Source organism: Ramlibacter pallidus, assembly GCF_015070875.1.
Lineage (GTDB): Bacteria > Pseudomonadota > Gammaproteobacteria > Burkholderiales > Burkholderiaceae_C > Ramlibacter > Ramlibacter pallidus.
The window spans coordinates 187,204-213,423 of sequence record NZ_JADDIV010000003.1; the positions used below are offsets into that span (position 1 = coordinate 187,204).

Sequence of the window (26,220 nt, forward strand, 5' to 3'; positions counted from 1 at the left end):
TCAGGAAAAACAAGATTGTATAGCAAAAACATCGAACGAAACAACGGCTCCGGCCTCCTCGACGAGATCGAGGGCGTGATCCAGGGCCACCGCGACGGCCACGGCTACGTGGTGCGCGACGACGGCGAGTCCGACATCTACCTGCCTCCCAACGAGATGCGCGCGGTGCTGCACCGCGACCGCGTGCGTGCACGCATCGTGCGGCAGGACAGGCGGGGCCGCCCCGAAGGCCGCGTGCTCGAGATCATCGAGCGGCCGCCGCATCCCATCATCGGGCGGCTGCTGCACGAGAGCGGCGTCTGGCTGGTCGCGCCGGAAGACAAGCGCTACGGCCAGGACGTGCTGATCCCGAAGGGAGCGACCGGCCTCGCCAAGGCGGGGCAGGTCGTCGTGGTCGAACTCACCGAGCCGCCGAGCCTCTACGGCCAGCCGGTCGGCCGCGTCAAGGAAGTGCTGGGCGAGGTCGACGACCCCGGCATGGAGATCGAGATCGCCGTGCGCAAGTACAGCGTGCCGCACGAGTTCTCCGACGCCTGCATCGCGCAGGCCCGCTCGCTGCCGGACAAGGTGCGCCCGCAGGACAAGAAGGGCCGCGTCGACCTGACCGACGTGCCGCTGGTGACCATCGACGGCGAGGACGCGCGCGACTTCGACGACGCGGTGTACTGCGAACCGGCCAAGGTCGGCCGCGGCAAGGGCTGGCGCCTGCTGGTCGCCATCGCGGACGTGAGCCAGTACGTGGAGACCGGCAGCGCGATCGACGTCGACGCCTACGAGCGCGCCACCTCGGTCTACTTCCCGCGCCGCGTCATCCCGATGCTGCCGGAGAAGCTGTCCAACGGCCTGTGCTCGCTGAACCCCGAGGTCGACCGCCTCTGCATGGTGTGCGACATGCTGGTGACGGCCACCGGCGACGTGCACGCCTACCAGTTCTATCCGGCGGTGATGCACAGCCACGCGCGCATGACCTATACCGAGGTCGCCGCCATCCTGGCGAACACGCGCGGTCCGGAAGCCGCGCGCCGCAAGGACCTGGTGCCGCACTTCCTGAACCTGCACGACGTCTACCGCGCGCTGCTGAAGGCGCGCAACGTGCGCGGGGCGGTCGACTTCGAGACCACCGAGACGCAGATCATCTGCGACGAGAACGGCCGCATCGAGCAGATCGTGCCGCGCGTGCGCAACGACGCGCACAAGCTGATCGAGGAGGCCATGCTGGCCGCCAACGTCTGCTCCGCCGACTTCATCCTGCAGGCGCAGCACCCCGGCCTGTTCCGGGTGCACGAAGGCCCGACGCCCGAGAAGAAGGAGATCCTCAAGACCTACCTGAAGGCGATGGCCGTGGGCCTGACGATCTCCGACGACCCCACGCCGGGCGAGTTCCAGAAGATCGCGCTGGCCACCAAGGAGCGGCCGGACGCCCAGCAGATCAGCACGATGCTGCTGCGCTCCATGCAGCAGGCGATCTACTCGCCGCACAACAGCGGCCACTTCGGCCTGGCCTACGAGGCCTACACGCACTTCACCAGCCCGATCCGCCGCTACCCGGACCTGCTGGTCCACCGCGTGATCAAGGCGATCCTGTCGAAGGAACGCTACCAGCTGCCGGTGCTGCCGACGCCGGGCGAGGCCCACGAGAAACTGGCGCGCCGCCTGGCGGCGCGCGTGGCGCCGCCGTCCCAGAAGCCGAAGGCCAAGGTCATCGCCACCCCGCGCGAGATGCAGGCCTGGGAGGCCGCCGGCCTGCACTGCAGCGCCAACGAACGGCGGGCCGACGAGGCCAGCCGCGACGTCGAGGCCTGGCTCAAGTGCAAGTACATGCGCGACCACCTGGGCGAGGAGTACTCCGGCGTGGTCACGGCGGCCACCAGCTTCGGCATCTTCGTCACGCTGGACGCGATGTACGTCGAGGGCCTGGTGCACATCACCGAACTGGGGGGCGAGTACTTCAAGTTCGACGAGGCGCGGCAGGAACTGCGCGGCGAGCGCACCGGCATCCGTTACGCCATCGGCACGCGCCTGCGCGTGCAGGTAAGCCGCGTCGACCTGGACGGCCGCAAGATCGACTTCCGCCTGGTACGCGAGGGCGAGGAATTGCTGGCGCGGGCGATGAAGGACAAGGGCGTGGCCGCCGGCCGCACCGAAGGCGTGCCGACGAAGGCATCGGCCAAGCGCGCCGCCAAGAAGGTGGCCGGCAAGGCGGCGAAGTCGCCGCTGGAGGCGGTCAAGGGCGCCGCCAAGAAGGTCGCCGCCAAGACGCGCGCCGCGCGCAAGAGCCGCCGCTGACGCGGCGCAGCCCACACACGAACGAGGGGACGACATGGCGAACACACAAGGGGCGGCCGGGCAGGTCGCGATCGTCACGGGCGGCGGCACCGGCATCGGCCGCGCCGCGGCGCTGGCACTGCTGGGCGGCGGCTGGCGCGTGGTGGTGGCGGGCCGCCGGCCCGAGCCGCTGCAGGAAGTCGTGGCGAAGGGCGAAGGCCGCGCGCTGGCGGTGCCGACCGACATGACCGACCCCGACGCGGTGCGCAAGCTGTTCGACGAGACGGTGCGCGCCTTCGGCCGGGTCGACCTGCTGTTCAACAACGCCGGCCGCGGCCTGCCGGCGGCGCCGCTGGAGGACATGTCGGTCGCCGACTGGAAGTCGGTGGTCGACACCAACCTGAACGGCATGTTCTACGGCATCCAGAACGCCTTTCGCGTGATGAAGGCGCAGCAGCCCAGGGGCGGCCGCATCATCAACAACGGCTCGATCTCCGCCCACGCGCCGCGCCCCCATTCGATCGCCTACACGGCAACCAAGCACGCGGTGACCGGGCTGACCAAGACGGCATCGCTCGACGGCCGCCGCTACGACATCGCCGTGGGGCAGATCGACATCGGCAATGCGATGACGGACCTGGCCGCGCGCATGGCCAAGGGCGTGCCGCAGGCCAACGGCGAGATCGCGGTGGAGCCGCTGATGGATGTCGAGATCGTCGGCAAGTCCATCCTGTACATGGCCAGCCTGCCGCTGGAGGCCAACATCCTGTACCACACGGTGATGGCCACCAAGATGCCCTTCGTGGGCCGCGGCTAGGCGCTGGCCAGGGCGCTGGCCGTCAGCGGACGGCCGGCCGGCCAGCGGTCGGCGGCGAGTCCGTGCAGGTAGACGGCGGCGGTGGCCGCCGTTGCCGCTTCTTCCCCGGCTGCCAGGCGCGCGGCGATCATGCCGGCGAGGACGTCCCCGGTGCCCGCAATGGCCAGGCGCGCATTTCCGGTCGGATTGATCCATGTGCGGCCGTCCGGCGCCGCGATCACCGATCCCGAACCCTTGAGGACCACGACGCTGCCGAAGCGCTGCGCGAGGTCGCGGGCGGCCACGAGCCGGTCGCCCTGCACGCAGGCCGTGGTCGAACCCAGCAGCCGTGCCGCTTCCAGCGGATGCGGCGTCAGCACGGTGGGCGAGCCGCGCCGGCCGCGTGCCTCGAGCTGTGCCTGCAGCTGCGCATCCGCCGCGATGGCATTGAGCGCGTCGGCGTCCAGCACCAGCGCCCGCGCACGCAGCGCGCGCGGCAGCACCGCCGCGACGGCATCGCCGCCGCCGCATCCGCAGGCGAGCGCCATGTCCCGGAAGTCGAGCGTGTCCAGCGGACGCACCATCAGGTCCGGTTGCGACGCGTCGAAGGCAGGCGCCGAGGGATCGAGGAAGCCGACGAAGACCCGTCCCGCGCCGTGGTGCAGGGCGGCGCGTGCCGCGAGCACCGCCGCTCCCGCCATGCCGGGCGCGCCGCCGACCACGGCGACGTCGCCGTAGCTGCCCTTGTGGCTGGCATGGGGCCGCGGCCACGGGACGGGCGGCCCCACGAGCTGCGCCACTGGCCTTTCCCCCTCGATGTCCTCGTGGCCGAGATCGTCGAACCACACCTGGCCGCAAGCATCGCGCCCCTGCGCCGTGAACAGTCCCGGCTTCAAGGTGAGCAGGCTGAGCGTGTGCGTGGCGAGGACCGTCGCGGCCCGGCTGCCGGTATCCGCGTCCAGTCCGGACGGCACGTCGACCGAGAGCACGGCCCGGGCCCGCGCCGTCATCTGCACCATGAGATCGCGTAGCCGCCCCTCGGGCGGGCGCGTGCTGCCGATGCCCAGCAGGGCGTCGATCGCCAACTCGCATTGCGCGGGTGCTTCGCCGGCGAACTGGACCCCCGCGGCGCGTGCGCGCTGCAAAGCGTCGCGCGCGTCCAGGGGCATCCGTGCCTCGTCGCCCACCTGGGTGACGAGGGGCTCCTTGCCCCACGCTTTCAGGTGCAGTGCGGCCTCGAAGCCGTCGCCGCCGTTGTTGCCCGGACCGCAGGCCACCCAGACCGTCCGCGCGTGCGGCGCGACGGCCAGCGCGAGCCGCGCCACCGCGAGCCCGGCACGCCGCATCAGCGCATGGGGGGGCAGGGCGGCCGCGGCGCGCTGTTCGATGCGCCGCGTGGCCGCGATGTCGTGGACAGACCAGTACCGCTCCGGGGTGACGCGCTGCATGGCGGGATCGTACCCGCCGCGCGTCAGCCCGCCAGCCGCTCGACGCCGAGGCCTTCCAGGTCGACGTCGGGGGCGCGCGCGGACATCAGGTCGGCCACCACCCGCGCGCTGCCGCACGACAGGGCCCAGCCGCTGGAGCCGTGGCCGATGTTGATCCACACGCCGGGGATGCCGGTGGCGCCCAGCACGGGCGGCCCGTCCGGCAGCATGGGACGCGCGCCCTTCCACTCCTGCACCGCCGCGCCCGTGTTGGCGAGCTGCGCGGCGCCGGGAAACCAGTCGTGCAGCACTTTGTACAGCGTCTGGATCGCGCCGGGACGCTTGACGCTCGGCTGGCCGCCGATCTCGGCGCTGCCGGAGACGCGCACCCGGTTGCCCAGGCGCGAGATCGCGACCTTGTAGCGCTCGTCCATCACGCCGCTGCGCGGGGCGTTCAGCGGCTCGCGGATCGGCGCGCTGATGGAGTAGCCGTGCACCGCCGCCAGGGGGACCTTGAGGCCGACCGGACGCAGCAGCGCCGCCGAGGCCACGCCGCTGCAGACGACGACCGCGTCGAAGCGCACCGTCTCCGGCGCGGCATTGTTGTCGCGCGTCACGCGCAGCAGGGTCGGCTGCGACGGGTCCAGCGGCGCCACGGCGCAATTGAACTCGAAGCGCGCGCCCAGCCCCTGCGCCTCGTTCTTCAGCAACAGCGCGAACTGGCGGCAGTTGCCGACCTCGTCGTCGGGCAGGTGCACGGCGCCCAGGAACTCGGTGTCGGCGTTGATCGCGGGTTCGATCTTGCGCGTCTGCTCCGCGTCGATCTCCTGGAAGCGCACGCCCGCATCGCGCAGCACCTGCAGACCGGGCTGCACCATGCGGCGGTCCTTCTCCGAACGCAGCAGCACCGTGTAGCCCTGGCTGCGGTCGTATTCCAGCTGCAGTTCCTCGGTGAGGTAGTGCAGCCGGCTGCGGCTGTAGAAGGCCAGGCGCTGCAGGCGCGCGCGGTTGGCGAGGTAGGTCTCGAGCTCGCAGGCGCTGCGCCAGCGCAGCATCCACCGCACCTCGTGGGCGGCGAGCGGCCAGCACACGCGCACGGGCGCATGCCGGCTGAAGAGGTAGCGGGCGACCTTGGACGCCATGCCGGGCGCGGCCCAGGGCGTGACGTAGCCGGGCGCGACCACGCCCGCGTTGGCAAAGCTGGTTTCGAGCGCGGCGGCGCCGTGCCGCTCGAACACGGTGACTTCATGGCCGTCGGCGGCCAGCTCGTACGCTGTGGTCACGCCGATGATGCCGGCGCCCACGATGGCGATTCTCATTCGTCGGGGGAATTGGGGGACAGCAGGCGCTCGACCTGCAGCGCGCAGTTCAGGATCGTATCGTCCCGCAGCGCGCCGTGCCAGAGCATCAGGCCGACCGGAAGCTCGCCATTCTCGTGGCACGGGAGCGAAAGCGCACAGCCATCGAGCATGTTGACGACGCTGGTGTTGCGCAGGAGCAGCGCATTGACCCGGAAGAAGGCCTCGTCGCGGGCCGCGCCGGGCGCGACTTCCTCGATGGGGGGCGCCACCATGGGGACGGTGGGCGAGAGCACCGCGTCGTAGCCCGAAAGTCCCTGTTCCACCTCGGCGATCCAGGCCTTGCGGGCATGGCACAGCTCGACGTATTCCCAGGCCTTCATGTTCAGGCCGCGCTCGATGCGGGTGCGCACGCGCGGGTCGTAGCCGTCCGCATGCTGCGCCAGCAGGTGGCGGTGGATCCAGTAGCTCTCCGCCGCCGCGAAGCCGCCCGTGGCCTGCAGGGTGCCGAGCTCGCGCACCTGGGCCAGCGGGATCTCGTCGATGCGGGCGCCGGCGGCTCGCAGCCGCGCCAGCGTGCGTTCGAAAGCCCGTGCGACCGTCGCATCGGTACCGTCGAGCATCTGCGTCGTGGCCACGGCGAAGCGGCAGGCCGCCAGCGGACGGTCATCGCGCGCCACCCGGCGGGCGGCCAGCACCTCGTGGGCGGCGATCGCGTCGGCCACCGTGCGCGTCATCGCGCAGACCGTGTCCAGCGTGGTGGAAAGAGGGAAGGCGCCGTCGGTGGGGACCAGCCGCGCCGTGTTCTTGAAGCCGACGATGCCGCACAGCGCGGCCGGGATGCGGATCGAGCCGCCGGTGTCCGAGCCGAGGCCCAGCCGCGCCGCGCCGGCCGCCACCGACACCGCGGCCCCCGACGAGGAGCCGCCGGGGATGCGCGCCACCGCGCCGTCCGCCGGGTTGGCCGGGGTGCCGTGGTGCGGGTTGACGCCGACGCCCGAAAAGGCGAACTCGGTCATGTTGGTGCGGCCTACCACGACGGCGCCGGCCGCCTTCAGCCGCGCGACGGCGGTGGCGTCTTGCGTCGCGGGCGGCGCACCGGCCAGCACCACCGAGCCGGCGGTGGTGACCACGCCCTGCATGTCGAAGAGGTCCTTGACCGACACCGGCCAGCCGGCCAGGGGGCCGGGCCGCGCCGGCTCGCGCGCCGCCTCGTCGAAGCGGGTGGAGAGGAACGCGTGCCGGCAGGCGGCCGACGCTGCGGCGGCACGCGCCGCGTCAAGGGTGGGCACGGGGGGAACGGCAGGCGATGGCATGGGGGCCTATGCTAGAATCCGCGGGTTTTGCCGGGTGGCACGCACGTCGCGCGCCGCCGAAGACGGCAAGGCAAATCGCGAGTTCGGCCCCTCAAAGGTGCCGCAACGAAAACTTCACGTTGCGGTTCGCGCCGGATTCTAGACCCAACCTTCGGAGCACCCATGACCGTATCCATGCGCGAAATGCTGGAAGCCGGTGTCCATTTCGGACACCAGACCCGCTTCTGGAACCCCAAGATGGCCCCCTTCATCTTCGGGCACCGCAACAAGATCCACATCATCAACCTGGAAAAGACGCTGCCCATGTTCCAGGAGGCGACCAAGTTCGCCCGGCAGCTGGCCGCCAACCGCGGCACGATCCTGATGGTGGGCACCAAGCGCCAGGCGCGCGAGCTGGTCGCCACCGAGGCCGCCCGCGCCGGCATGCCCTTCGTGAACCAGCGCTGGCTGGGCGGCATGCTGACCAACTTCAAGACCGTCAAGACGTCGCTCAAGCGCCTGAAGGACATGAAGGCGCAGCAGGAAGGCGGCCTGGAAGCCATGTCCAAGAAGGAACAGCTGATGTTCCAGCGCGAGCTGGACAAGCTGGAGAAGGACATCGGCGGCATCCAGGACATGAACACCCTGCCGGACGCCCTGTTCATCGTCGACGTCGGCTACCACAAGATCGCCGTCGCCGAGGCGCAGAAGCTGGGCATCCCGATCATCGCGGTGGTGGACTCCAACCACTCCCCCGAAGGCATCGACTACGTGATCCCGGGCAACGACGACTCGGCCAAGGCCGTGACGCTGTACGTCCGCGCGATGGCCGACGCCATCCTCGAGGGCAAGAGCAACCCGGCCGGTGACGCGCAGCGCGCCGTCACGGAAGGCGGCGACGAGTTCGTCGAAGTCAAGGAAGGCGCCGCCGCGTAAAGCCGGGCCCGACCTGCGACGAAGGGGGCTCTTGAGCCCCCTTTGCACACCCAGAATCAACTGAACAAGACACGAGGACCCCAAATGGCTGCAATCACCGCAAGCATGGTCGCCGAACTGCGCGCCAAGACCGACGCCCCCATGATGGAATGCAAGAAGGCCCTGACCGAGGCCGAAGGCAACATGGACAAGGCCGAGGAGCTGCTGCGCGTCAAGCTGGGCAACAAGGCCGGCAAGGCCGCCTCGCGCGTGACGGCCGAGGGCGTGGTCGCCGCGTCCATCCAGGGCACCACCGGCGCGCTGCTGGAAGTGAACTGCGAAACCGACTTCGTCACCAAGAACGACAGCTTCCTGGCGCTGGCCCGTGCCGCCGCCGACCTGATCGCCAAGAACAAGCCGGCCGACGTGGCCGCGCTGGGCACGCTGCCCTACAGCCAGGACGGCTTCGGCCCGACCCTGGAGGACGTGCGCAAGGGCCTGGTCGGCAAGATCGGCGAGAACATGAGCTTCCGCCGCTTCAAGCGCTTCGAAGGCTCCAGCAAACTGGTGAGCTACCTGCACGGCACGCGCATCGGCGTGGTCGTGGAGTACGAGGGTGACGAGGTCGCCGCCAAGGACGTCGCCATGCACGTGGCCGCGATGAAGCCCGTCGCGCTGTCCAGCGCCGACGTGCCGGAAGAACTGATCGCCAAGGAGCGCGCCGTCGCCACCGGAAAGGCCGAGGAAGACCGCAAGGCCGCCGAAGCCGCCGGCAAGCCGGTGCAGTCCGCCGACATCGTCGCCAAGCGCATCGAAGGCGGCGTGCAGAAGTTCCTGAAGGAAGTCTCGCTGCTGAACCAGCCGTTCGTGAAGAACGACAAGCAGACCGTGGAGCAGATGCTCAAGGCCGCCAACACCACGGTCAAGGGCTTCACCCTCTACGTGGTCGGCGAAGGCATCGAGAAGCGCGCCGACGACTTCGCCGCCGAAGTGGCGGCGCAGGTCGCCGCCGCCAAGAAGGCGGACTGACGCCGGCCCGGCCTCCGCACGCGGAGGCCACCCCGGTACACTCAAACCACAAAAGCAAACCAGGAGATCCCCGTCATGCCCGCCGCCCAGCCAGCCCACAAGCGCATCCTGCTCAAGCTGTCGGGCGAGGCCCTGATGGGGGATGACGCCTTCGGGATCAACCGCGCGACCATCGTGCGCATGGTGCAGGAGGTCGCCGAGGTCGTCGGCCTGGGCGTGCAGGTGGCGGTGGTCATCGGCGGCGGCAACATCTTCCGCGGCGTGGCCGGCGGCTCGGTCGGCATGGACCGCGCCACCGCCGACTACATGGGCATGCTGGCCACGGTGATGAACGCGCTGGCGCTGTCCGACGCGATGCAGAAGCAGGGCCTCGTGTCGCGCGTGATGTCCGCCATCGCGATCGAGCAGGTGGTCGAGCCCTACGTGCGGCCCAAGGCGCTGCAGTACCTGGAAGAGGGCAAGGTCGTGATCTTCGCGGCCGGCACCGGCAACCCCTTCTTCACCACCGACACCGCTGCCGCCCTCCGCGGCGCCGAGATCGGCGCCGAGGTGGTGCTCAAGGCCACCAAGGTCGACGGCGTGTACTCCGCCGACCCGCAGAAGGACCCTTCCGCCGAGCGTTATTCGCGCATCAGCTTCGACGAGGCGATGTCGAGGAACCTCGGCATCATGGACGCCACGGCCTTCGCGCTGTGCCGCGACCAGAAACTGCCGATCAAGGTGTTCTCGATCTTCAAGCACGGCGCGCTCAAGCGCGTCGTCCTCGGCGAGGACGAGGGCACCCTGGTTTACGCGTGAGATGAAGGTCCACCCCCGAAGCGCCTACGGCGCCTCCCCCTCGAGGGGGCGCCACCAGCGGCCCGGCAGAGCCGGATCCGCGGTGGCAGCTTGAAAGAGAGGAGCTAGCAGATGACGACGATCGCTGAAATCAAGCAGACGATGCAGGGCAAGATGGACCAGTCCATCGCCGCCTTCAAGAACACCCTGACCAAGATCCGCACCGGGCGCGCCAACCCCGGCCTGCTGGACACGGTGCAGGTCGACTACTACGGCTCCATGATGCCGATCAGCCAGGTGGCCAACGTGTCCCTGCTGGACGCGCGCACGATCAGCGTGCAGCCCTGGGAAAAGGGCATGGGCGCCAAGATCGAGAAGGCCATCCGCGAAAGCGACCTGGGCCTGAACCCGGCGTCCATGGGCGACCTGATCCGCGTGCCGATGCCGCCGATGTCCGAAGAGCGCCGGCGCGACATGACCAAGCTGGTGCGCAGCGAGGCCGAGAACGCCAAGGTCGCCGTGCGCAACCTGCGCCGCGACGCGAACGAGCACGTGAAGAAGCTCGTGAAGGACAAGATCGCGACCGAGGACGACCAGAAGCGGGCCGAGGCCGAGGTGCAGAAGGTGACCGACAAGCACATCGCCGAGATCGACCAGCTGGTGGCTGCCAAGGAAAAGGAGATCATGGAGGTCTAGGCCTCCATGCCCGAATGACCGCCAAACGGGTCGTCCCGCACCACGTCGCCATCGTGATGGATGGCAACGGCCGCTGGGCCACGCGGCGCTACCTGCCGCGGGTGGCGGGGCACAAGAAGGGTGTCGACGCCTTGCGCGCCTGCGTGCGCCACTGCGGCGACATCGGCGTGAAGGTGCTCACCGTGTTCGCGTTCTCCTCCGAGAACTGGAACCGGCCCGCCGAGGAGGTCTCGGGCCTGATGGAACTGCTGGCGGTCGCGCTGTCGCGCGAGGTGCCGCAGCTGCAGGCCGAAGGGGTGCGGATCCACTTCGTGGGCGACCGCAGCAACCTGTCGGACAAGGTGCGCAGCGGCCTGGCGCAGGCCGAGGCCGCCACGGCGGGCAACAACCGCCTGGTGTTCAACATCTGCTTCAACTACGGCGGCCGCTGGGACGTCGCGCAGGCCGCCGCCGGCCTGGCCGCGCGCGGCGAAACCATCACCGAGCAGAGCCTGGACCGCGCCATGGCTTTGTCCCACGTGCCGGACCCCGACCTCTTGATCCGCACGGGCGGCGAGATGCGCATCAGCAACTTCCTGCTCTGGCAGGCGGCGTACAGCGAGCTCTATTTCACCGACAAGCTGTGGCCGGAATTCGACGCGGCCGCCCTGGACAAGGCGGTCGCCGACTACGGCCGGCGCGAGCGCCGCTTCGGCAAGACGTCCGAACAGGTGGCGGCCGAGACCGGCCGCGGCCGCAAGGCCGCCTGAAGAACATGAGCCCCCACGCTCTGAACTTCGTGTCATCGCTGCCCCCCGAGGGGGCTTCAGCCTCCTTGAGGCGGCTCGGCGGAGGCTGACCGCGATGCTGAAGCAGCGCGTCATCACCGCCATCGTCCTGCTGGCCATCCTGCTGCCGGCGCTGTTCTGGCGCACGCCCGAGCCCTTCCTCGTGATCACCCTCGTCCTGATCGCCGCCGGCGGCTGGGAGTGGGGCCGCCTGAACGGCTCGAGTTCCGTGGGAAGCATCGTGCTCGGACTCGGCACGCTGGCGTGGTGCCTGCTGTTCTGGGGCCTGGGCTGGATCCGCCAGCCGTCCGGCGTGTTCTGGACCATCGTCGGCGGCCTGTGGGTGCTGGCGGGCGCGGCCATGCTGCGCGCCGGCGTCGACGGCTGGCCACGCATCCCTCGCGCGCTGCGCGTCGTCGGCGGCGTGCTGGTGCTGGTCCTCGCCTGGCTGGCCATGGCGCAGGCGCGCGTGATCGGCGTCAACTTCCTCCTGTCCATCCTCGTGCTGGTCTGGGTGGCCGACGTGTTCGCCTATTTCGCCGGCCGCACCTTCGGCGGCAAGTTCACGCAGCGCAAGCTGGCCGCCACCATCAGCCCCAAGAAGAGCTGGGAAGGCGTGTGGGGTGGCATGGCCGGCGTGCTCGTCCTGGCCATCGCCTGGGTGCTGGCCGACAACGCCAGCCAGGCGCAGGTGCCCAGCCTGTACTCGCGGCTGGCCGGCATGGGCTGGCCGCTGCTGGTGATCGGCGCGGTCTTCCTCGCGGCCATGAGCGTGGTCGGCGACCTGACCGAGTCGCTGGTCAAGCGCAGCGCCGGTTTCAAGGATTCCAGCCAGCTGCTGCCGGGACACGGCGGCGTGCTCGACCGCGTCGACGCGCTGCTGCCCACGCTGCCCCTGGCCATGATGCTGGCGACGCTGGCGCAACGATGAAGCAGAGAATCGCGGTCCTCGGCTCCACCGGCTCGGTGGGGGCGAACACGCTGGACGTCATGGCCCGCCACCCGGCGCGCTTCGAGGTGTTCGCGCTCAGCGCCTCCTCGCAGGTCGAAGCCATGCTGCGGCAATGCCTGCAGTTCCGCCCCGCCTTCGCCGTGATGGCGCAGGAGGAGGCCGGCCGCGCGCTGGCCGCCAGGCTCGAGGGCAGCGGCCTGCCCACCCGCGTGTTGTGGGGCGCCGGTGCCCTGGACCACGTCGCGTCGCACGAGTCCGTCGATGCGGTGATGGCCGCAATCGTCGGTGCGGCGGGCCTCTCGTCGTGCATTGCCGCGGCGCGCGCCGGCAAGAAGCTGCTGTTGGCGAACAAGGAAGCCCTGGTGGTCGGCGGCGAGCTGTTCATGGACGCGGTGAAGCAGGGCGGGGCGCGCCTGCTGCCGATCGACAGCGAGCATTCGGCCATCTTCCAGTCGCTGCCCGAGGACCCGTCCACCTGGGACGCGCGGGTGGAGAAGATCATCCTGACGGCGTCCGGCGGGCCGTTCCGCACGCGCGCCCCGGCGACGCTGCGCGACGTCACGCCCGAGGAGGCCTGCGCGCACCCGAACTGGGTGATGGGCCGCAAGATCTCGGTGGACTCGGCCACCATGATGAACAAGGCGCTGGAGGTGATCGAGGCACGCTGGCTGTTCGGGCTGCAGCCCGCGCGGCTGGAGGTGGTGATCCACCCGCAGAGCGTGATCCACTCGATGGTGCAGTATCGCGACACCTCCGTGGTCGCCCAGCTCGGCACGCCCGACATGCGGGTGCCGATCGCCTACGGGCTGGCTTGGCCGGACCGCGCCGAGTCCGGGGCGCAGGCCCTCGATTTCGCGACCCTGGCGGACATGAGCTTCGAATCGCTCGACAGCCGCGGCCACCGCGAGCGCTTCCCCGGCCTGCAGCTGGCCTGGGACAGCCTGGCCGCCGTGCCGGGCACCACGGCGGTGCTGAATGCCGCCAACGAATCCGCCGTGGCCGCCTTCCTGGCGCGCCGCATCCGCTTCGACGAGATCCACGCCGTCAACCTGGAAACTTTGGCTGGGCTGTCGCCCTCCAAGCCGGACACGCTGCAGGACCTGCTGGCGCTGGACGAGGAGGCCCGCCGCACCGCGGAACGGGCCATCGCCAGGCGCGCGGCGTGAGGGGGACTTCGCCATGCTGACCGTCATCGCCTTCATCGTCGCGCTGGGCCTGCTGATCGCCGTGCACGAGTACGGCCACTACCGCGTGGCCGTCGCCTGCGGCGTCAAGGTGCTGCGCTTCTCGGTGGGATTCGGCAACGTCCTTTACCGCTGGAAGCCGAAGCACCCGCGGCCCGGCCAGGACACCGAGTTCGTGATCGGCGCCTTCCCGCTCGGCGGCTACGTGAAGATGCTCGACGAGCGCGAGGGTCCCGTCGACGCCGCCGAGCGCCACCGGGCCTTCAACACGCAGCCGCTCAAGGCCCGCGCCGCCATCGTGGCGGCCGGTCCCGCGGCCAACCTGCTGCTGGCGATCCTGCTGTACGCCGGCGTCAACTGGATCGGCGTGCAGGAGCCCGAGCCGGTGCTGGGCTCGCCCGTGGCGCAGTCGGTGGCGGCGCAGGCCGGCCTGCGCGGCGGCGAAAGGGTGGAGCGTGCCGCGCTGCAGGGCGACGAACTGGAGCCGGTGCGCTCGTTCGAGGACCTGCGCTGGATGCTCACCCGCGGCGCGCTCGACGGGCGCGACCTGCGGATGGAACTGGCCGGAGGGCGCGAGGTGCTGCTGCCGCTGTCGCAACTGGACGCGCGCGCCGCCGATGCCCAGTTGCTGCGCAAGGTCGGCGTGGTCGCGCCCTGGAGCCCCGCGGTGCTGGGCGACATCCAGGCCGGCGGCGCCGCCGAGAAGGCGGGCCTGCGCAAGGGCGACCTGGTGCGACGGGTCGGCGACCAGGCGATCACCGACGGGCAGCACCTGCGCGACACGATCCGCGCCCAGGTGCAGGGCGGCCGGCCGCTCACCGCCACCTGGGAGATCGAACGCGAGGGCCGCGGCCTGCAGGTGCCCGTGACGCCCGACGTCGTGAACCCCGAGGGCGGGGCCGCCATCGGCCGCATCTCCGCCTTCGTCGGCGCGCCGCCGGCCATGACGACGGTGCGCCACGGCCCGATCGAGGGCCTCTGGAAGGGCATGGTGCGCACCTGGGACGTTTCCGCGCTGACGCTGCGCATGATGGGCCGCATGGTGATCGGCGAGGCCTCGCTCAAGAACCTGAGCGGCCCGCTGACCATCGCCGACTACGCCGGCAAGTCGGCCAGCATGGGCCTCACGCAGTACCTGCTGTTCCTGGCGCTCATCTCCGTGAGCCTCGGCGTGCTGAACCTCCTCCCCCTGCCTGTCTTGGACGGCGGGCACCTGATGTATTATCTTTGGGAGGCCGTCACCGGCAGGAGCGTCTCCGACGCCTGGATGGAGCGCCTGCAGCGCGGTGGCGTGGCGGTGCTGCTGGTGATGATGTCGATTGCACTGTTCAACGACGTTGCCCGGCTCTTTGGTTAGAACAACGTTGCTGCTGCCGCCGTCGCGGGTCCCGCCGGCGCTTTCCTGATTTCAATGAAACAACAATTCAAGCGCTTCCGCGTGCGTACCGTTACGGCCGTCGCCGCCCTCGCTTTCGCGGCGAACACCTGGGCGGTCGACCCGTTCACCGTCCGCGACATCCGAATCGAGGGCCTGCAGCGCGTGGAGCCCGGCACGGTGTTCGGCTCGCTGCCGTTCCGCGTGGGCGACCAGTACAACGACGAAAAGGGCTCGGCGGCGATCCGGGCCCTCTTCGCATTGGGCCTGTTCAAGGATGTCCGGCTGGAAGTCAACGGCGACGTGCTGATCGTGGTGGTGGAGGAGCGCCCCACGGTGGCCGACGTCTCCTTCTCCGGCACCCGCGAGTTCGACGCCGACACGCTGAAGAAGGCCCTGCGCGAAATCGGCCTGACGGAAGGCCGCCCGTACGACCAGGCGCTGGCCGACCGCGCCGAACAGGAGCTCAAGCGCCAGTACATCAACCGCAGCCTGTACGGCGCGGAGGTGGTGACCACGGTCACCCCGATCGAGCGCAACCGCGTGAACCTGACCTTCAGCGTCACCGAAGGCGAGCCCACCCGCATCCGCGAGATGAACATCGTGGGCAACCGCACCTTCAGCGAAGGCACGCTGAAGGACCTGATGGAGCTGGACACCGGCGGCTGGCTTTCCTGGTACACGAAGAGCGACCGCTATTCGCGCACCAAGCTCAACGCCGACCTGGAGGCGCTGCGTTCCTACTACCTCCAGCGCGGCTTCCTCGAGTTCCGCATCGATTCGACACAGGTCGCGATCTCGCCGAACAAGCAGGACATCAGCATCACCGTGAACATCACGGAAGGCGAGCGCTACGTCGTCTCCGGCGTGAAGCTGGAAGGCGACTACCTGGGCAAGGACGACGAGTTCAAGTCCCTCGTCAAGATCAAGCCGGGCGAGCCGTACAACGCCGACCAGGTGACGGAGACCACCAAGGCCTTCACCGACTACTTCGGCAACTTCGGCTACGCGTTCGCGCAGGTCGAGGCCCGCCCCGAGATCGACCGCGCCAACAACCGCGTGGCCTTCGTGCTGGCGGCCGAACCGTCGCGCCGCGCCTACGTGCGCCGCATCAACATCTCCGGCAACAACCGCACCCGCGACGAAGTGATCCGCCGCGAGTTCCGCCAGTTCGAGTCGAGCTGGTACGACGCCGCCAAGATCAAGCTGTCGCGCGACCGGACCGACCGCCTGGGCTTCTTCACCGAGGTGAACGTCGAGACGAGCGACGTCCCCGGCGCCCCCGACCAGGTCGACCTGAACGTCTCCGTCAAGGAAAGGCCCACCGGCAGCCTGCAGCTGGGCGCCGGCTTCTCCAGCGCCGAGCGCCTGGCGCTGTCGTTCTCCATCAAGCAGGAGAACGCCTTCGGCACCGGCAACTACCTGGGCGTCGAGGTCAACACCAGCAAGTACAACCGCACCTTCGCGTTCAACTCCGTCGACCCGTACTTCACGGCCGACGGCATCTCGCGCAGCTTCGACGTGTACCACCGCACCTCGCAGCCGTACGACGAGCAGGGCGGCAACTACCAGCTGGTCACCTCCGGCGTGGGCCTGCGCTTCGGCGTGCCGTTCAGCGAGACGGACACCGTGTTCTTCGGCGGCAGCCTGGAGCGCACGCAGATCAAGCCGGGCACCTCCATCCCCGCGGCCTATCTGGCCTACGCCGAACGCTTCGGCGACACCAGCACCGCGATCCCGCTGTCGATCGGCTGGTCGCGCGACGACCGCGACAGCACGCTGCTGCCGACCAAGGGCCGCTTCCAGCGGCTGGCGGCCGAGCTGTCGCCCGGCGGCGATGCCCGCTACGTCCGCGCCAACTACCAGTACCAGCAGTACGTGCCGCTGTCGCGCCAGTACACGCTGGCCCTGAACGGCGAACTCGGCTGGGGCAAGGGCCTGGGCGACCGGCCGTTCCCGGTGTTCAAGAACTTCTATTCGGGCGGCCTCGGTTCCGTGCGCGGCTTCGAGCAGGGCACGCTCGGCCCGCGCGACATCACCGGCGCTTCCATCGGCGGCCCGCGCAAGATCACGCTGAACGCCGAGGTCATCGCGCCGTTCCCGGGCGCGGGCAACGACCGCAGCCTGCGCTGGTTCGGCTTCGTCGACGTCGGCAACGTCTTCGGCGAGAGCCAGAAGATCACGGCTTCCGACCTGCGCGCCTCGGTCGGCGTCGGCCTGTCCTGGCTGTCGCCCATCGGCCCGCTGCGCATCGCCGCGGCCCAGCCGGTGCGCAAGAAGGCTGGGGATAGAATCCAGCGATTCCAATTCCAGATCGGAACCTCCTTCTGATGAAGCCGTCCCCGTCCCGTTACGGCCTCGCGTTCCTGCTGGCTGCCCTGGCGTTCGTCGGCCAGGCGCAGGCGCAGGACTTCCGCGTGGGCTTCGTCAACACGGACCGCATCTTCCGCGAAGCCAACTCCGCCAAGGCGGCGCAGGCCAAGCTGGAACAGGAGTTCTCGCGCCGCGAGAAGGAACTGAACGACCTCGGCGCCTCGCTCAAGTCGGCTTCGGAACGGTTCGAGCGCGAGGCGCCGACCCTGCCGGAGACGCAGCGCGGCCAGCGCCAGCGCCAGCTGATCGAACAGGACCGCGAGTTCCAGCGCAAGCGCCGCGAGTTCCAGGAGGACCTGAACGCGCGCAAGAGCGAGGAACTGCAGGCGGTGCTGGACCGCGCCAACCGCGTGGTGCGCCAGGTGGCGGAGCAGGAGAAGTACGACCTGATCCTGCAGGAAGCCGTCTACATCAATCCCAAGCACGACATCACCGAGAAGGTGATCCGGGCGCTGAACGCGGCGCGCTGACCGGCGCTGTCCCGTGGCCCTGCAACTCGGCGAGATCGTCGCGGCGCTCGGGGGCGACCTGCACGGCGACGCCGCGCTGCGCATCGAGGGGCTGGCCCCGCTCGAATCCGCGCAGCCCGGGCACCTGAGCTTCCTGAGCAACCCCAAGTACCGGCAGCAGCTGGACGCCTCGCGCGCCGGCTGCGTGATCGTCGGGCCCGCTTTGCGCGAGCAGGCGCTGGCGCGCGGTGCCGCCATCGTCGCCGACGACCCCTACCTCTACTTCGCGCGGGCCACGCAGCTGTGGAAGCGCGTCCATGCCCGGCCGACGGGTCCCGCGATCCACCCGAGCGCCGTGGTGGACCCCGAGGCGGTGATCGGTGAGGGCGTGCGCATCGGGCCGCAGTGCGTGGTGGAGCGCGGCGCGCGCATCGGCGCCGGCACCGTGCTGAAGGCGCGCGTCTACGTCGGCGAGGACTGCGTGGTCGGCGAACGCTGCACGCTGCACCCCGGCGCCGTGATCGGTGCCGACGGCTTCGGCTTCGCGCCGCAGGCGGGCGCGTGGGAGAAGATCGAGCAGCTGGGCGCGGTGCGCATCGGCGACGACGTGGACGTCGGCGCCAACACCTGCATCGACCGCGGCGCCCTGGCCGACACGGTGATCGAGGACGGCGTGAAGCTGGACAACCTGATCCAGGTCGGCCACAACTGCCGCATCGGCAGGCACACGGCCATCGCCGGCTGCGTCGGCATCGCCGGCAGCGCCAACATCGGCGCGCACTGCACGATCGGGGGCGCCGCGATGATCCTCGGCCACCTGACCATCGCCGACCGGGTGAACATCTCGTCCGGCTCCTTCGTTTCGCGCTCCATCCTCAAGCCCGGCCTGTACACCGGCATCTTCCCCATCGACGACAATGCCGCCTGGGAGAAAAACGCCGCCACGCTGAAGCAGTTGCACACGCTGCGCGACCGCATCAAGGCGCTGGAAAAGAAACTATGAACGTCGCGATGGACATCCACCAGATCCTGAAGAAGCTGCCGCACCGCTACCCGATCCTGCTGGTCGACCGCGTGCTGGCCGTGGAGCCGGGCAAGGCGATCAAGGCGCTGAAGAACGTCACGATCAACGAGCCCTTCTTCGTCGGGCACTTCCCGCACCGGCCGGTGATGCCGGGCGTGCTGATGCTGGAGGCGATGGCGCAGACGGCGGCGCTGCTCGCCTTCGCCGAGGACGCGGCGGCACCCGGATCGGACAAGGTCATCTACTTCGCCGGCATCGACGGCGCCCGCTTCAAGCGCCCGGTGGAACCCGGCGACCAGCTGGTGATGGACGTCGAGCTGATCCGCCACAAGGCGGGCATCTACAAGTTCAAGGGCACGGCCCGGGTCGGCGAGGACATCGCCTGCGAGGCCGAGCTGATGTGCACGATGCGCAGCATCGCGTAGCGTACCGGGCAAGCGCATGGCGAACATCCACCCGACCGCCATCGTCGATCCCGGCGCGGAGATCGACGCGAGCGTCACCGTCGGGCCGTACACCCTGATCGGCCCGCACGTGAAGATCGGCGCCGGCACCACGGTGGCGGGCCATGTGGTGATCGAGGGCCGCACCACCATCGGCCGCGACAACCGCATCTTCCAGTTCGCCTCGCTGGGCGCGGCCAACCAGGACAAGAAGTACAAGGGCGAGCCGACCGAGCTGGTGATCGGCGACCGCAACGTCATCCGCGAGTTCACCACCTTCAACGTGGGCACCGTGCAGGGCGGCGGCATCACCCGCCTGGGCAACGACAACTGGATGATGGCCTACACCCACCTGGCGCACGACTGCCTGGTGGGGAACCACACGACCTTCGCCAACAACGCGCAGCTCGCCGGCCATGTCGAGGTCGGCGACTGGGTGATCCTGGGCGGGTTCACCACGGTGCACCAGTTCGTGCGCATCGGCGCGCACGGCATGACGGGGCTGGGCTCGTCGCTGCTGGCGCACCAGCCGCCCTTCGTCATGAGCGAAGGCCAGCCCGCCCGCGCGCGCTCCATGAACTTCGAGGGCCTGCGCCGGCGCGGCTTCTCGCCCGAGCGCATCTCCGCCGTGAAGGCGATGCACAAGGCCTTGTACCGCGACGGCCTGACGCTGGAGCAGGCGAAGGCGCAGATCGCCACGCTCACGCAGACGATTCCCGATGCGCAGGCGGAGGTCCAGCTGATGCTGGATTTCCTCGGCCGTGTGGGGCCCGACCGCGGCATTGTGAGATGAGCGGCCCGCGCGCGGCGCTGGTCGCCGGCGAGGCTTCCGGCGACCTGCTGGCCGGCCTGCTGCTGCAGGGCATGCGCCAGCGCTGGCCCGGGCTTCAGTCCACCGGGATCGGCGGGCCGCAGATGGCGCGCCAGGGCTTCCAGCCGCAATGGCCCTACGAGAAGCTGGCGGTGCGCGGCTACGTGGAGGTGCTGCGCCAGTACCGCGAGATCGTCGGCATCCGCGACCAGCTGCGCGACCGCCTGCTGAGGGAGCGGCCCGACGTCTTCATCGGCGTCGACGCCCCCGACTTCAACCTCGGCCTGGAGGAGCAGCTGCGCAAGTCGGGCATCCCGACCGTGCATTTCGTCTGCCCTTCAATCTGGGCCTGGCGCATGAAGCGGGTGGAGAAGCTACAGCGCAGCTGCGACCACGTGCTGTGCGTCTTCCCGTTCGAGCCCGAGCTGCTGGCCAGGCACGGCGTGGCCGCCACCTACGTCGGCCATCCGCTGGCCAGCGTGATCCCGATGGAGCCCGACAAGGCCGCGGCGCGGACGGCCCTGGGCGTCCCGGCGACGGGCGAGGTCATCGCGCTCCTTCCCGGCAGCCGCGCCTCCGAGGTGGAGGCCATGGCCCCGCGTTTCCTGGCCGCGGCCGCGGTCCTGCAGCAGCAGCGGCCGGGCGCGTGGTTCGTGCTGCCCGCCCTGCCGGCGCTGCAGTCCCGCATCAGCCAGCTGGCGCGCTCCGGCCCTTCGCCCCGGCACCTGAACATCGTCACCGGCCAGTCGCACGCGGCGCTGGCGGCCTGCGACGTGGCGCTGGTCGCCAGCGGCACGGCGACGCTGGAAGCGGCCCTGTTCAAGCGGCCGATGGTGATCTCGTACCACACGCACTGGCTCACGTACCTGCTGATGAAGCCGCGGCACCTGCAGCCCTGGGTCGGGCTGCCCAACATCCTGTGCGGGGATTTCGTCGTGCCGGAGTTGCTGCAGTCCAACGCCAAACCCCGGTTGCTCGCGGGCGCTCTGCGCGATTGGCTGGACAGTCCTGCCAGAATGCGGGCGGTGCGCGAGAAGTTCGTCTCGCTGCACCACACGCTGAAGCGCGACACCGCCCAACTCGCCACCGATGCCATCGAAAAAGTCCTCGCTGCCTGAGACGGACAGGACCATCCGGACGACCACGATCCGGACGCGCGTGGCCCGGCCGCGCCAGGTGCCGCTCGTGTTCCCCGAACCCGTCGGCCTGCATGCGGGGGTCGACGAAGCGGGCCGCGGCCCGCTCGCGGGGCCCGTGGTCGCCGCCGCCGTCATCCTGGACGACAAGAAGCGCATCCTCGGCCTGGCCGACTCCAAGGTGCTCACGCCGCTGCAGCGCGAAAAGCTGTACGACAAGATCCGCGAACGGGCGCTGTGCTGCTCGGTCGGCCTGGCGACCGTCGACGAGATCGACACGCTCAACATCTTCCACGCCACGATGCTGGCGATGAAGCGCGCGGTGGAAGGCCTGCGCCTGAAGCCCGTCAAGGTGCTGGTCGACGGCAACCGGCTGCCGCAGCTGGGCATCCTGTCCGAGGCCATCGTGGACGGCGACGCCAAGGTCAAGTCGATCTCCGCGGCCTCCATCCTGGCGAAGGTCACGCGCGACCGCATGCTGGTGGAACTGCACGAGCAGTTCCCGCAGTACGGCTTCGCGGCGCACAAGGGGTACAGCACGCCGGAGCACCTCGAGGCCTTGCGCGTGCATGGTCCCTGCGTCCATCACCGTCGGCATTTCGCGCCGGTGGCGGCGCAGTTCCCCGTCGCGGGCGGCGGAATGGTTGCCGTGCAGGTCCAGTGACCTCCGCGGAACCGCAGTTCATCACCTCGCGCGACAACGCGCTGCTGAAGGACCTGCGCCGGCTGGCGCAGGACAGCGGCGCCTATCGCAAGCAGGGACGCGCCTGGCTCGAAGGAGACCACCTGTGCCGCGCCGCCATGCAGCGCGGCCAGCGCCCGAGCCATGCGGTGTTCCAGGCCAGCTTTTGGGATGCCTCGGGGCACGACTGGCAGGACGCCGGCGGCAAGGCGGTGGTCGTCGAGGACACGCTGTTCGCGTCGATCAGCGGGCTGGAGTCGCCGGCGCGCATGGGTTTCGTGCTGCCGCTGCCGGCGGCCGCGGTGCTCCAGCCGGACGCGCCGACGGTGGTGCTGGACGGCCTGCAGGACGCCGGCAACGTGGGCACCATCCTGCGCAGCGCCGCCGCCTTCGGCTTCCGCCAGGTCGTCGCCATCAAGGGCACCGCGGCGCTCTGGAGCCCCAAGGTCCTGCGCGCCGGCATGGGTGCGCATTTCGGGCTGGCCTTGCTGGAAGGCCTGGCGCCCGACGCGCTCGCCGCCCTTCAGGTCCCCCTGCTCGCCACCAGTTCGCACCAGGGCGATTTCCTGCACCAGGCGCAGCTGCCCTGGCCGTGCGCCTGGGTGTTCGGCCACGAGGGGCAGGGCGTCAGTGCAGCCCTGTCGGCGCGGGCGGCACGGCACCTGCGGATCGCGCAGCCCGGCGGGGAGGAATCGCTGAACGTGGCAGCGGCGGCAGCGATCTGCCTGCACGCCAGCGCGGTTGCAGGCGCCGCGCGCGCGGGCTAGGCAGGCTGCGCACGGGGCAGGGCCACGGTGAAGGTGGTGCCGTCGGCCGGGCTGGAGTCGACCTCCAGCCGGCCGCCGTGCGCGAGGACGATCTCGCGGCAGATGTACAGGCCCAGGCCCAGGCCGGTGGGCTCCCGCCGCTCGAGGCCGAAGGTGTTCTGCACACCCCGCTCCAGGGGCTGGAAGATGCGCTCGCGGTCCTGCGGCGGGATGGCCGCGCCGTGGTTGTGCACGGAGAAGCACACCTCGTCCGCGGTGGCCCACATCTTGACCGTGACGGCCGTCTCGCGCGAGCCGTAGAGGAATGCGTTGCCCAGGAGGTTGGACAGCAGCTGCCCGATGCGCCCCTCGTCCCAGCAGCCGTCGAACTGGCCCGAGCTCTGGAAGTCGAGCGTGCGCGCGGGAAAGCGCACCTGCGTCTCCTGCACGACCTTCGCCACCTGGGCGGCGAGGTTGCCCGGGACCCGCGTCACCGGCATGGCGCCCTGCGTCTGGGCACGCGTGAAGTCCACGGTCTGCTCGATGATGGACTTGATGCGCGCGGCGGCGTTGGCGATGGGCGTGGCGGCTTCGCGGGTCAGCTGGCCGGAGCGCACCAGCGCTTCGGTGCTCAGCACGATGGTCCCCAGCGGGTTGCGGATGTCGTGGCCGAGGATGCCGATGAACAGTTCGGTCGACGATCGCGTGTGGCGCGTGTAGCGGCCCACGGACTCGGCGATCGACTGGTCGACGGCTTCGTTGAAGCGCGTGAGGTCCTCCAGGTCCTGCGGCGTGCTGCCTCCGCCTTCCTTGGCCCAGATCTTCAGCACGCTGGCGCGCAGCGCGCGGTACTCGGTGATCATCGCGTCGACGGCGAACCCCGCCGCCCGGCGGAAATCGGCATGCGTTTCGGCGGGCGTGCGATGGCTGTCCGCAGGCGCCTTGCCCTTGCCCTTGGCGTCCTGCTGGGCGGCCGACTGCGGTTGCCCCAGGTCGGTGGCGATGGTGCTCAGGATCTCGGCGGCGTGGTCGCGCAGGGACGCGGCGTCCAGCGCCGGGCCCTGGTGGCGCACGGTGGCCGCGAATTCGTCCCATTGGGCCAGGATCTCGGCGGCGTGGCTGCGGAGGAAATCGCCCAGGCGCGGACGCGGAGGTGGGTCGCCGGGGCCCGCATTGGCGGCCGGGAAGGCGGCGAGGCGGCGCCGGGCGGAAGACCAGGCGAGTCGCAGGGGAGGGAGTTGCATGGGGGGCACCTCGCTGGCGGTGCGGATGCAGGTTGACGCGGGCTGGCGCCCATCGGCTTGAGGCACTAGGGAAGCCGAGTCAGTGGAGGCGCGAGTGTAGGCCTTTCGGCGGCACCGCAGGGCGGTGCCGCGTGAAGCCGCGGCAAAGGCGGACTCAGGTGGCCTCGATGTCCGGCAGCAGCCGGTCGTACTCCTTCTTCACGACGGCGTAGCACTCGCAGGAGCGGCGTTCCAGCGCGGGACGGTCGAGCACGGAGATGCGGCCGCGTTCGTAGCGCACCACGCCGTCGCGCTGCAGCTGCCCGGCCGCGTCGCTGATGCTGGCGCGGCGCACGCCCAGGATGGTGGACAGCAGGTCCTGCGTCATCACCACCTCGGTGGACCGCAGGCGGTCGAGCGTCAGCAGCAGCCAGCGGCACAGCTGCTGGTCGAGCGCGTGGTGGCGGTTGCAGACGGACGTCTGCGCCATCTGCGTGATCAGCGCCTGCGTGTACCGCAGCAGCAGGTGCAGCACGGCCCCGCCGCGGTTGAACTCTTCCATCAGCATGGCGGCGGGCAGCCGGAAGCCTTCTCCTGCCGCCTGCACCACGGCCTGGCTCGAGGTGGAGTGGCCGCCCATGAACAGCGAGATGCCCACCAGGCCCTCGTTCCCGACCACGGCGATCTCGGCCGAGGCGCCGTTCTCCATCACGTAGAGCAGCGAGACGATCGCCGTGCTGGGGAAGACCACGTGCGACGGCGTGGTGCCGGGGTCGTAGAGCACCTGGCCCAAAGCGAGCATCACCGGCTGCAGGTGCGGCGCCAGGCGTGCCCATTCGGCGTCGCCCAGCGCGGCCAGGAGCCAGTTCTGTCGGGGGTCGGGAAGTGGCGCCATGCGTTCGGGTGCATTCGAGTATAGGAGTGCGTACGGTGGCGGACAGACAGCGGGCCGGGACGCGCTTACTCTGCGGCCTGAAATGAGGTCCCCCATGAAAACAGCCATCGCCCTTGTCCTCGCCACCACCGCGCTTGCCTTCGGCACGCAGGCGGCCGCGCAGGTGACCTTCTACGAGAAGGACGGCTTCCAGGGCCGCAGCTACAGCACGCCGCAGCGCGTCGGCAGCCTCGAGCGTTCCGGCTTCGACAACCGCGCATCCTCCGTCGTCGTCGTCGGGCAGCGCTGGGAGGCCTGCGAGAACGACCGCTTCCAGGGCCGCTGCACCGTGCTGCGCCCCGGCCAGTACCCTTCGCTGACCGCGATGGGCCTGAACGACCGCATCTCTTCGGTCCGTCCCTTGCCCGCGAGCCGCCAGGTGGCGGAGGCGGACTACGCGCCGATGCCCGTGGTGACGCAGGATTTCCGCCGGCGCCGTGACGAGCGCCTGTTCCAGGCCGACGTGACCTCGGCCCGCGCCGTGGTCGGCACGCCGGAACAGCGTTGCTGGATCGAGCGCGAGCAGGTCTCGCAGCAGCCCTCGTCCCAGGGCAGCCTCAACCTTCCCGGAGCGGCGGTCGGCGCCATCCTCGGCGGCATCCTCGGCCACCAGGTCGGCGGCGGCAGCGGCCAGCAGATCGCCACGGTGGGCGGCGCCGTCGGTGGCGCGGCGCTCGGCGCGCAGGTCGGGCGCCACAACGCACCGGCGACCGTGGCGCAGGACGTGCGCCGCTGCGACGGCAACCCCGCCCAGGCCACGCCCGGCTACTGGGACGTGACCTACCAGTTCCGCGGCCAGCAGCACCGCGTGCAGATGGCGTCCGCGCCCGGCCGCACGGTGACCGTCAACCGCAACGGCGAACCCCGCGTCTGAACGGGCGCGCCGCATCTTTTCTTCCATCGACTTCGAAAGACATCCCATGATCCATCGCCAACTCGCCGCCGCAGCCCTCGCTGCCTCCTTCCTGGTCCTTTCCGGCTGCGCCGTCACGCGCGGCCAGGAATCGGTCGGCGCCTATGTCGACGACACCGTCATCAGCTCCACCGTGAAGGCGCGCTTCGTCGACAACCGCGATGTCGACGCCTCCAGCATCAAGGTGGAGACACTCAATGGCGCCGTGATGCTGTCGGGCTTTGCCAAGAACAACACCGAGCGCTCCACGGCCGAAAGCATCGCCCGCAACGTCTCGGGCGTCCGCTCGGTGCGCAACGAGATCCTGGTGCGGCCGTGAACGCGGGCCTCCAGCGCCGCTGCGGCGGCGCCCTGCTGGCCCTGGCCGCCGGGCTCTCTCCTGCCTGGGCGGCCGACCCGGGCCTGTCCCAGCCGCAGGCCACCTACGAACAGGAACGCGCGCGCTGCCTGCGCGGGCAGACGCAGCAGGACAGGGCGACTTGCCTGAAGGAAGCGGGAGCGTCCCGTGACGAAGCGCGGCGCGGCGGCCTGGCCGCCCCGCCTGGCACGGACCTCCTGCGCAACGCCACGCAGCGTTGCGAGGCGCAGCCGCCCGCCGACCGCGAGGCCTGCGTGCAGCGCATCCACGGCGCCGGCTCCACCAGCGGCAGCGTCGAGGGCGGCGGACAGATCCGGCAGACGGAAACCCCGGTCCGCTGAGCGCGGCCGGC

26 protein-coding genes are annotated in these 26,220 nt (G+C 70.3%); 21 read left to right on the forward strand and 5 right to left on the reverse strand.

What is annotated here, in order from left to right:
• Positions 1 to 15 precede the first annotated feature (15 nt).
• Positions 16 to 2,286, forward strand: a complete 2,271-nt coding sequence (rnr, locus tag IM787_RS10015) for a ribonuclease R (protein ID WP_193676528.1) — start codon at positions 16 to 18, stop codon at positions 2,284 to 2,286.
• A 34-nt stretch (positions 2,287 to 2,320) separates the two neighbouring features.
• Complete coding sequence (locus IM787_RS10020; protein WP_193676529.1) at positions 2,321 to 3,082, forward strand: SDR family oxidoreductase; 762 nt, start codon at positions 2,321 to 2,323, stop codon at positions 3,080 to 3,082.
• Here the strand turns inward: IM787_RS10020 and IM787_RS10025 are convergent.
• Genes IM787_RS10025 through IM787_RS10035 form a run of 3 tightly spaced genes read right to left on the reverse strand, consistent with a single transcriptional unit; the run spans position 3,079 to position 7,078 of the window.
• Positions 3,079 to 4,509 (reverse strand): NAD(P)H-hydrate dehydratase, encoded by a 1,431-nt coding sequence (locus IM787_RS10025; RefSeq protein WP_193676530.1) that lies wholly within the window; start codon positions 4,507 to 4,509, stop codon positions 3,079 to 3,081. The genes IM787_RS10020 and IM787_RS10025 overlap by 4 nt on opposite strands.
• 23 nt (positions 4,510 to 4,532) lie before the next feature.
• Complete coding sequence (locus tag IM787_RS10030; protein ID WP_193676531.1) at positions 4,533 to 5,807, reverse strand: D-amino acid dehydrogenase; 1,275 nt, start codon at positions 5,805 to 5,807, stop codon at positions 4,533 to 4,535.
• The gene (locus IM787_RS10035) at positions 5,804 to 7,078 is read right to left on the reverse strand and encodes an amidase (protein WP_354004391.1); all 1,275 of its coding nucleotides are present in this window, start codon (positions 7,076 to 7,078) and stop codon (positions 5,804 to 5,806) included. The genes IM787_RS10030 and IM787_RS10035 overlap by 4 nt, the downstream gene beginning before the upstream one ends.
• A 186-nt stretch (positions 7,079 to 7,264) precedes the next feature.
• Between IM787_RS10035 and rpsB the strand changes: the two genes are divergently transcribed.
• From rpsB to IM787_RS10115, 16 genes are all read left to right on the forward strand, one after another.
• Positions 7,265 to 8,017: a 30S ribosomal protein S2 gene (rpsB, locus tag IM787_RS10040; protein ID WP_193676533.1), complete on the forward strand. Its 753-nt coding sequence runs from the start codon at positions 7,265 to 7,267 to the stop codon at positions 8,015 to 8,017.
• 84 nt (positions 8,018 to 8,101) lie between these two features.
• Positions 8,102 to 9,025 (forward strand): translation elongation factor Ts, encoded by a 924-nt coding sequence (gene tsf / locus IM787_RS10045; RefSeq protein WP_193676534.1) that lies wholly within the window; start codon positions 8,102 to 8,104, stop codon positions 9,023 to 9,025.
• A 75-nt stretch (positions 9,026 to 9,100) separates the two neighbouring features.
• Positions 9,101 to 9,823 carry a UMP kinase gene (gene pyrH, locus IM787_RS10050; protein WP_193676535.1) on the forward strand — a complete coding sequence of 241 codons (723 nt, stop codon included), beginning with the start codon at positions 9,101 to 9,103 and terminating at the stop codon, positions 9,821 to 9,823.
• Between the two features lie 111 nt (positions 9,824 to 9,934).
• Positions 9,935 to 10,498: a ribosome recycling factor gene (frr, locus tag IM787_RS10055; protein ID WP_193676536.1), complete on the forward strand. Its 564-nt coding sequence runs from the start codon at positions 9,935 to 9,937 to the stop codon at positions 10,496 to 10,498.
• Positions 10,499 to 10,512: 14 nt separating this feature from the next.
• A complete protein-coding gene (uppS, locus tag IM787_RS10060) occupies positions 10,513 to 11,247 on the forward strand; it encodes a polyprenyl diphosphate synthase (protein ID WP_193676537.1) in 735 nt (244 codons plus the stop codon).
• A 94-nt stretch (positions 11,248 to 11,341) separates the two neighbouring features.
• The gene (locus IM787_RS10065) at positions 11,342 to 12,196 is read left to right on the forward strand and encodes a phosphatidate cytidylyltransferase (RefSeq protein ID WP_193676538.1); all 855 of its coding nucleotides are present in this window, start codon (positions 11,342 to 11,344) and stop codon (positions 12,194 to 12,196) included.
• Positions 12,193 to 13,383, forward strand: coding sequence for a 1-deoxy-D-xylulose-5-phosphate reductoisomerase (ispC, locus tag IM787_RS10070; protein ID WP_193676539.1), 1,191 nt, complete (start codon positions 12,193 to 12,195; stop codon positions 13,381 to 13,383). The genes IM787_RS10065 and ispC overlap by 4 nt, the downstream gene beginning before the upstream one ends.
• Positions 13,384 to 13,396: 13 nt before the next feature.
• The gene (gene rseP, locus IM787_RS10075) at positions 13,397 to 14,758 is read left to right on the forward strand and encodes an RIP metalloprotease RseP (RefSeq protein WP_193676540.1); all 1,362 of its coding nucleotides are present in this window, start codon (positions 13,397 to 13,399) and stop codon (positions 14,756 to 14,758) included.
• Positions 14,759 to 14,812: 54 nt separating this feature from the next.
• The gene (gene bamA / locus IM787_RS10080) at positions 14,813 to 17,107 is read left to right on the forward strand and encodes an outer membrane protein assembly factor BamA (protein WP_193676541.1); all 2,295 of its coding nucleotides are present in this window, start codon (positions 14,813 to 14,815) and stop codon (positions 17,105 to 17,107) included.
• The gene (locus IM787_RS10085; protein WP_193676542.1) at positions 17,107 to 17,619 is read left to right on the forward strand and encodes an OmpH/Skp family outer membrane protein; all 513 of its coding nucleotides are present in this window, start codon (positions 17,107 to 17,109) and stop codon (positions 17,617 to 17,619) included. Before bamA ends, IM787_RS10085 begins: the two co-directional genes overlap by 1 nt.
• Positions 17,620 to 17,632: 13 nt before the next feature.
• A complete protein-coding gene (gene lpxD, locus IM787_RS10090; protein ID WP_193676543.1) occupies positions 17,633 to 18,601 on the forward strand; it encodes a UDP-3-O-(3-hydroxymyristoyl)glucosamine N-acyltransferase in 969 nt (322 codons plus the stop codon).
• Between the two features lie 8 nt (positions 18,602 to 18,609).
• Complete coding sequence (fabZ, locus tag IM787_RS10095; RefSeq protein ID WP_193677096.1) at positions 18,610 to 19,047, forward strand: 3-hydroxyacyl-ACP dehydratase FabZ; 438 nt, start codon at positions 18,610 to 18,612, stop codon at positions 19,045 to 19,047.
• A gap of 16 nt (positions 19,048 to 19,063) precedes the next feature.
• Positions 19,064 to 19,858, forward strand: a complete 795-nt coding sequence (gene lpxA / locus IM787_RS10100; protein WP_193676544.1) for an acyl-ACP--UDP-N-acetylglucosamine O-acyltransferase — start codon at positions 19,064 to 19,066, stop codon at positions 19,856 to 19,858.
• Positions 19,855 to 20,994: a lipid-A-disaccharide synthase gene (gene lpxB, locus IM787_RS10105; protein WP_193676545.1), complete on the forward strand. Its 1,140-nt coding sequence runs from the start codon at positions 19,855 to 19,857 to the stop codon at positions 20,992 to 20,994. Before lpxA ends, lpxB begins: the two co-directional genes overlap by 4 nt.
• Positions 20,966 to 21,676, forward strand: a complete 711-nt coding sequence (gene rnhB, locus IM787_RS10110) for a ribonuclease HII (protein ID WP_193676546.1) — start codon at positions 20,966 to 20,968, stop codon at positions 21,674 to 21,676. Before lpxB ends, rnhB begins: the two co-directional genes overlap by 29 nt.
• Positions 21,673 to 22,461: a TrmH family RNA methyltransferase gene (locus IM787_RS10115; RefSeq protein ID WP_193676547.1), complete on the forward strand. Its 789-nt coding sequence runs from the start codon at positions 21,673 to 21,675 to the stop codon at positions 22,459 to 22,461. Before rnhB ends, IM787_RS10115 begins: the two co-directional genes overlap by 4 nt.
• On the opposite strand, the gene IM787_RS10120 is transcribed toward IM787_RS10115, so the two are convergent.
• A complete protein-coding gene (locus tag IM787_RS10120; RefSeq protein WP_193676548.1) occupies positions 22,458 to 23,684 on the reverse strand; it encodes a sensor histidine kinase in 1,227 nt (408 codons plus the stop codon). The genes IM787_RS10115 and IM787_RS10120 overlap by 4 nt on opposite strands.
• A 154-nt stretch (positions 23,685 to 23,838) precedes the next feature.
• Positions 23,839 to 24,558, reverse strand: coding sequence for a Crp/Fnr family transcriptional regulator (locus tag IM787_RS10125; RefSeq protein WP_193676549.1), 720 nt, complete (start codon positions 24,556 to 24,558; stop codon positions 23,839 to 23,841).
• A 94-nt stretch (positions 24,559 to 24,652) separates the two neighbouring features.
• Here IM787_RS10125 and IM787_RS10130 point away from each other — a divergent pair, with 94 nt between their 5' ends.
• The 3 genes from IM787_RS10130 to IM787_RS10140 are packed head-to-tail and all read left to right on the forward strand — an operon-like array spanning position 24,653 to position 26,209.
• Complete coding sequence (locus IM787_RS10130; protein ID WP_227494258.1) at positions 24,653 to 25,471, forward strand: beta/gamma crystallin-related protein; 819 nt, start codon at positions 24,653 to 24,655, stop codon at positions 25,469 to 25,471.
• Positions 25,472 to 25,517: 46 nt separating this feature from the next.
• Positions 25,518 to 25,829, forward strand: a complete 312-nt coding sequence (locus tag IM787_RS10135) for a BON domain-containing protein (RefSeq protein ID WP_193676551.1) — start codon at positions 25,518 to 25,520, stop codon at positions 25,827 to 25,829.
• Positions 25,826 to 26,209: a hypothetical protein gene (locus tag IM787_RS10140; RefSeq protein WP_193676552.1), complete on the forward strand. Its 384-nt coding sequence runs from the start codon at positions 25,826 to 25,828 to the stop codon at positions 26,207 to 26,209. The genes IM787_RS10135 and IM787_RS10140 overlap by 4 nt, the downstream gene beginning before the upstream one ends.
• The last annotated feature ends 11 nt before the right edge of the window (positions 26,210 to 26,220 follow it).

Coding starts and splice junctions, on each gene's coding strand:
- IM787_RS10020 (WP_193676529.1), top strand. CDS start 2,321: ATGGCGAACACACAAGGGGCGGCCGGGCAGGTCGCGATCGTCACGGGC.
- IM787_RS10025 (WP_193676530.1), bottom strand. CDS start 4,509: ATGCAGCGCGTCACCCCGGAGCGGTACTGGTCTGTCCACGACATCGCG.
- IM787_RS10030 (WP_193676531.1), bottom strand. CDS start 5,807: ATGAGAATCGCCATCGTGGGCGCCGGCATCATCGGCGTGACCACAGCG.
- rpsB (WP_193676533.1), top strand. CDS start 7,265: ATGACCGTATCCATGCGCGAAATGCTGGAAGCCGGTGTCCATTTCGGA.
- tsf (WP_193676534.1), top strand. CDS start 8,102: ATGGCTGCAATCACCGCAAGCATGGTCGCCGAACTGCGCGCCAAGACC.
- pyrH (WP_193676535.1), top strand. CDS start 9,101: ATGCCCGCCGCCCAGCCAGCCCACAAGCGCATCCTGCTCAAGCTGTCG.
- frr (WP_193676536.1), top strand. CDS start 9,935: ATGACGACGATCGCTGAAATCAAGCAGACGATGCAGGGCAAGATGGAC.
- uppS (WP_193676537.1), top strand. CDS start 10,513: ATGACCGCCAAACGGGTCGTCCCGCACCACGTCGCCATCGTGATGGAT.
- IM787_RS10065 (WP_193676538.1), top strand. CDS start 11,342: ATGCTGAAGCAGCGCGTCATCACCGCCATCGTCCTGCTGGCCATCCTG.
- ispC (WP_193676539.1), top strand. CDS start 12,193: ATGAAGCAGAGAATCGCGGTCCTCGGCTCCACCGGCTCGGTGGGGGCG.
- rseP (WP_193676540.1), top strand. CDS start 13,397: ATGCTGACCGTCATCGCCTTCATCGTCGCGCTGGGCCTGCTGATCGCC.
- bamA (WP_193676541.1), top strand. CDS start 14,813: ATGAAACAACAATTCAAGCGCTTCCGCGTGCGTACCGTTACGGCCGTC.
- IM787_RS10085 (WP_193676542.1), top strand. CDS start 17,107: ATGAAGCCGTCCCCGTCCCGTTACGGCCTCGCGTTCCTGCTGGCTGCC.
- fabZ (WP_193677096.1), top strand. CDS start 18,610: ATGGACATCCACCAGATCCTGAAGAAGCTGCCGCACCGCTACCCGATC.
- lpxA (WP_193676544.1), top strand. CDS start 19,064: ATGGCGAACATCCACCCGACCGCCATCGTCGATCCCGGCGCGGAGATC.
- lpxB (WP_193676545.1), top strand. CDS start 19,855: ATGAGCGGCCCGCGCGCGGCGCTGGTCGCCGGCGAGGCTTCCGGCGAC.
- rnhB (WP_193676546.1), top strand. CDS start 20,966: ATGCCATCGAAAAAGTCCTCGCTGCCTGAGACGGACAGGACCATCCGG.
- IM787_RS10120 (WP_193676548.1), bottom strand. CDS start 23,684: ATGCAACTCCCTCCCCTGCGACTCGCCTGGTCTTCCGCCCGGCGCCGC.
- IM787_RS10125 (WP_193676549.1), bottom strand. CDS start 24,558: ATGGCGCCACTTCCCGACCCCCGACAGAACTGGCTCCTGGCCGCGCTG.
- IM787_RS10130 (WP_227494258.1), top strand. CDS start 24,653: ATGAAAACAGCCATCGCCCTTGTCCTCGCCACCACCGCGCTTGCCTTC.
- IM787_RS10135 (WP_193676551.1), top strand. CDS start 25,518: ATGATCCATCGCCAACTCGCCGCCGCAGCCCTCGCTGCCTCCTTCCTG.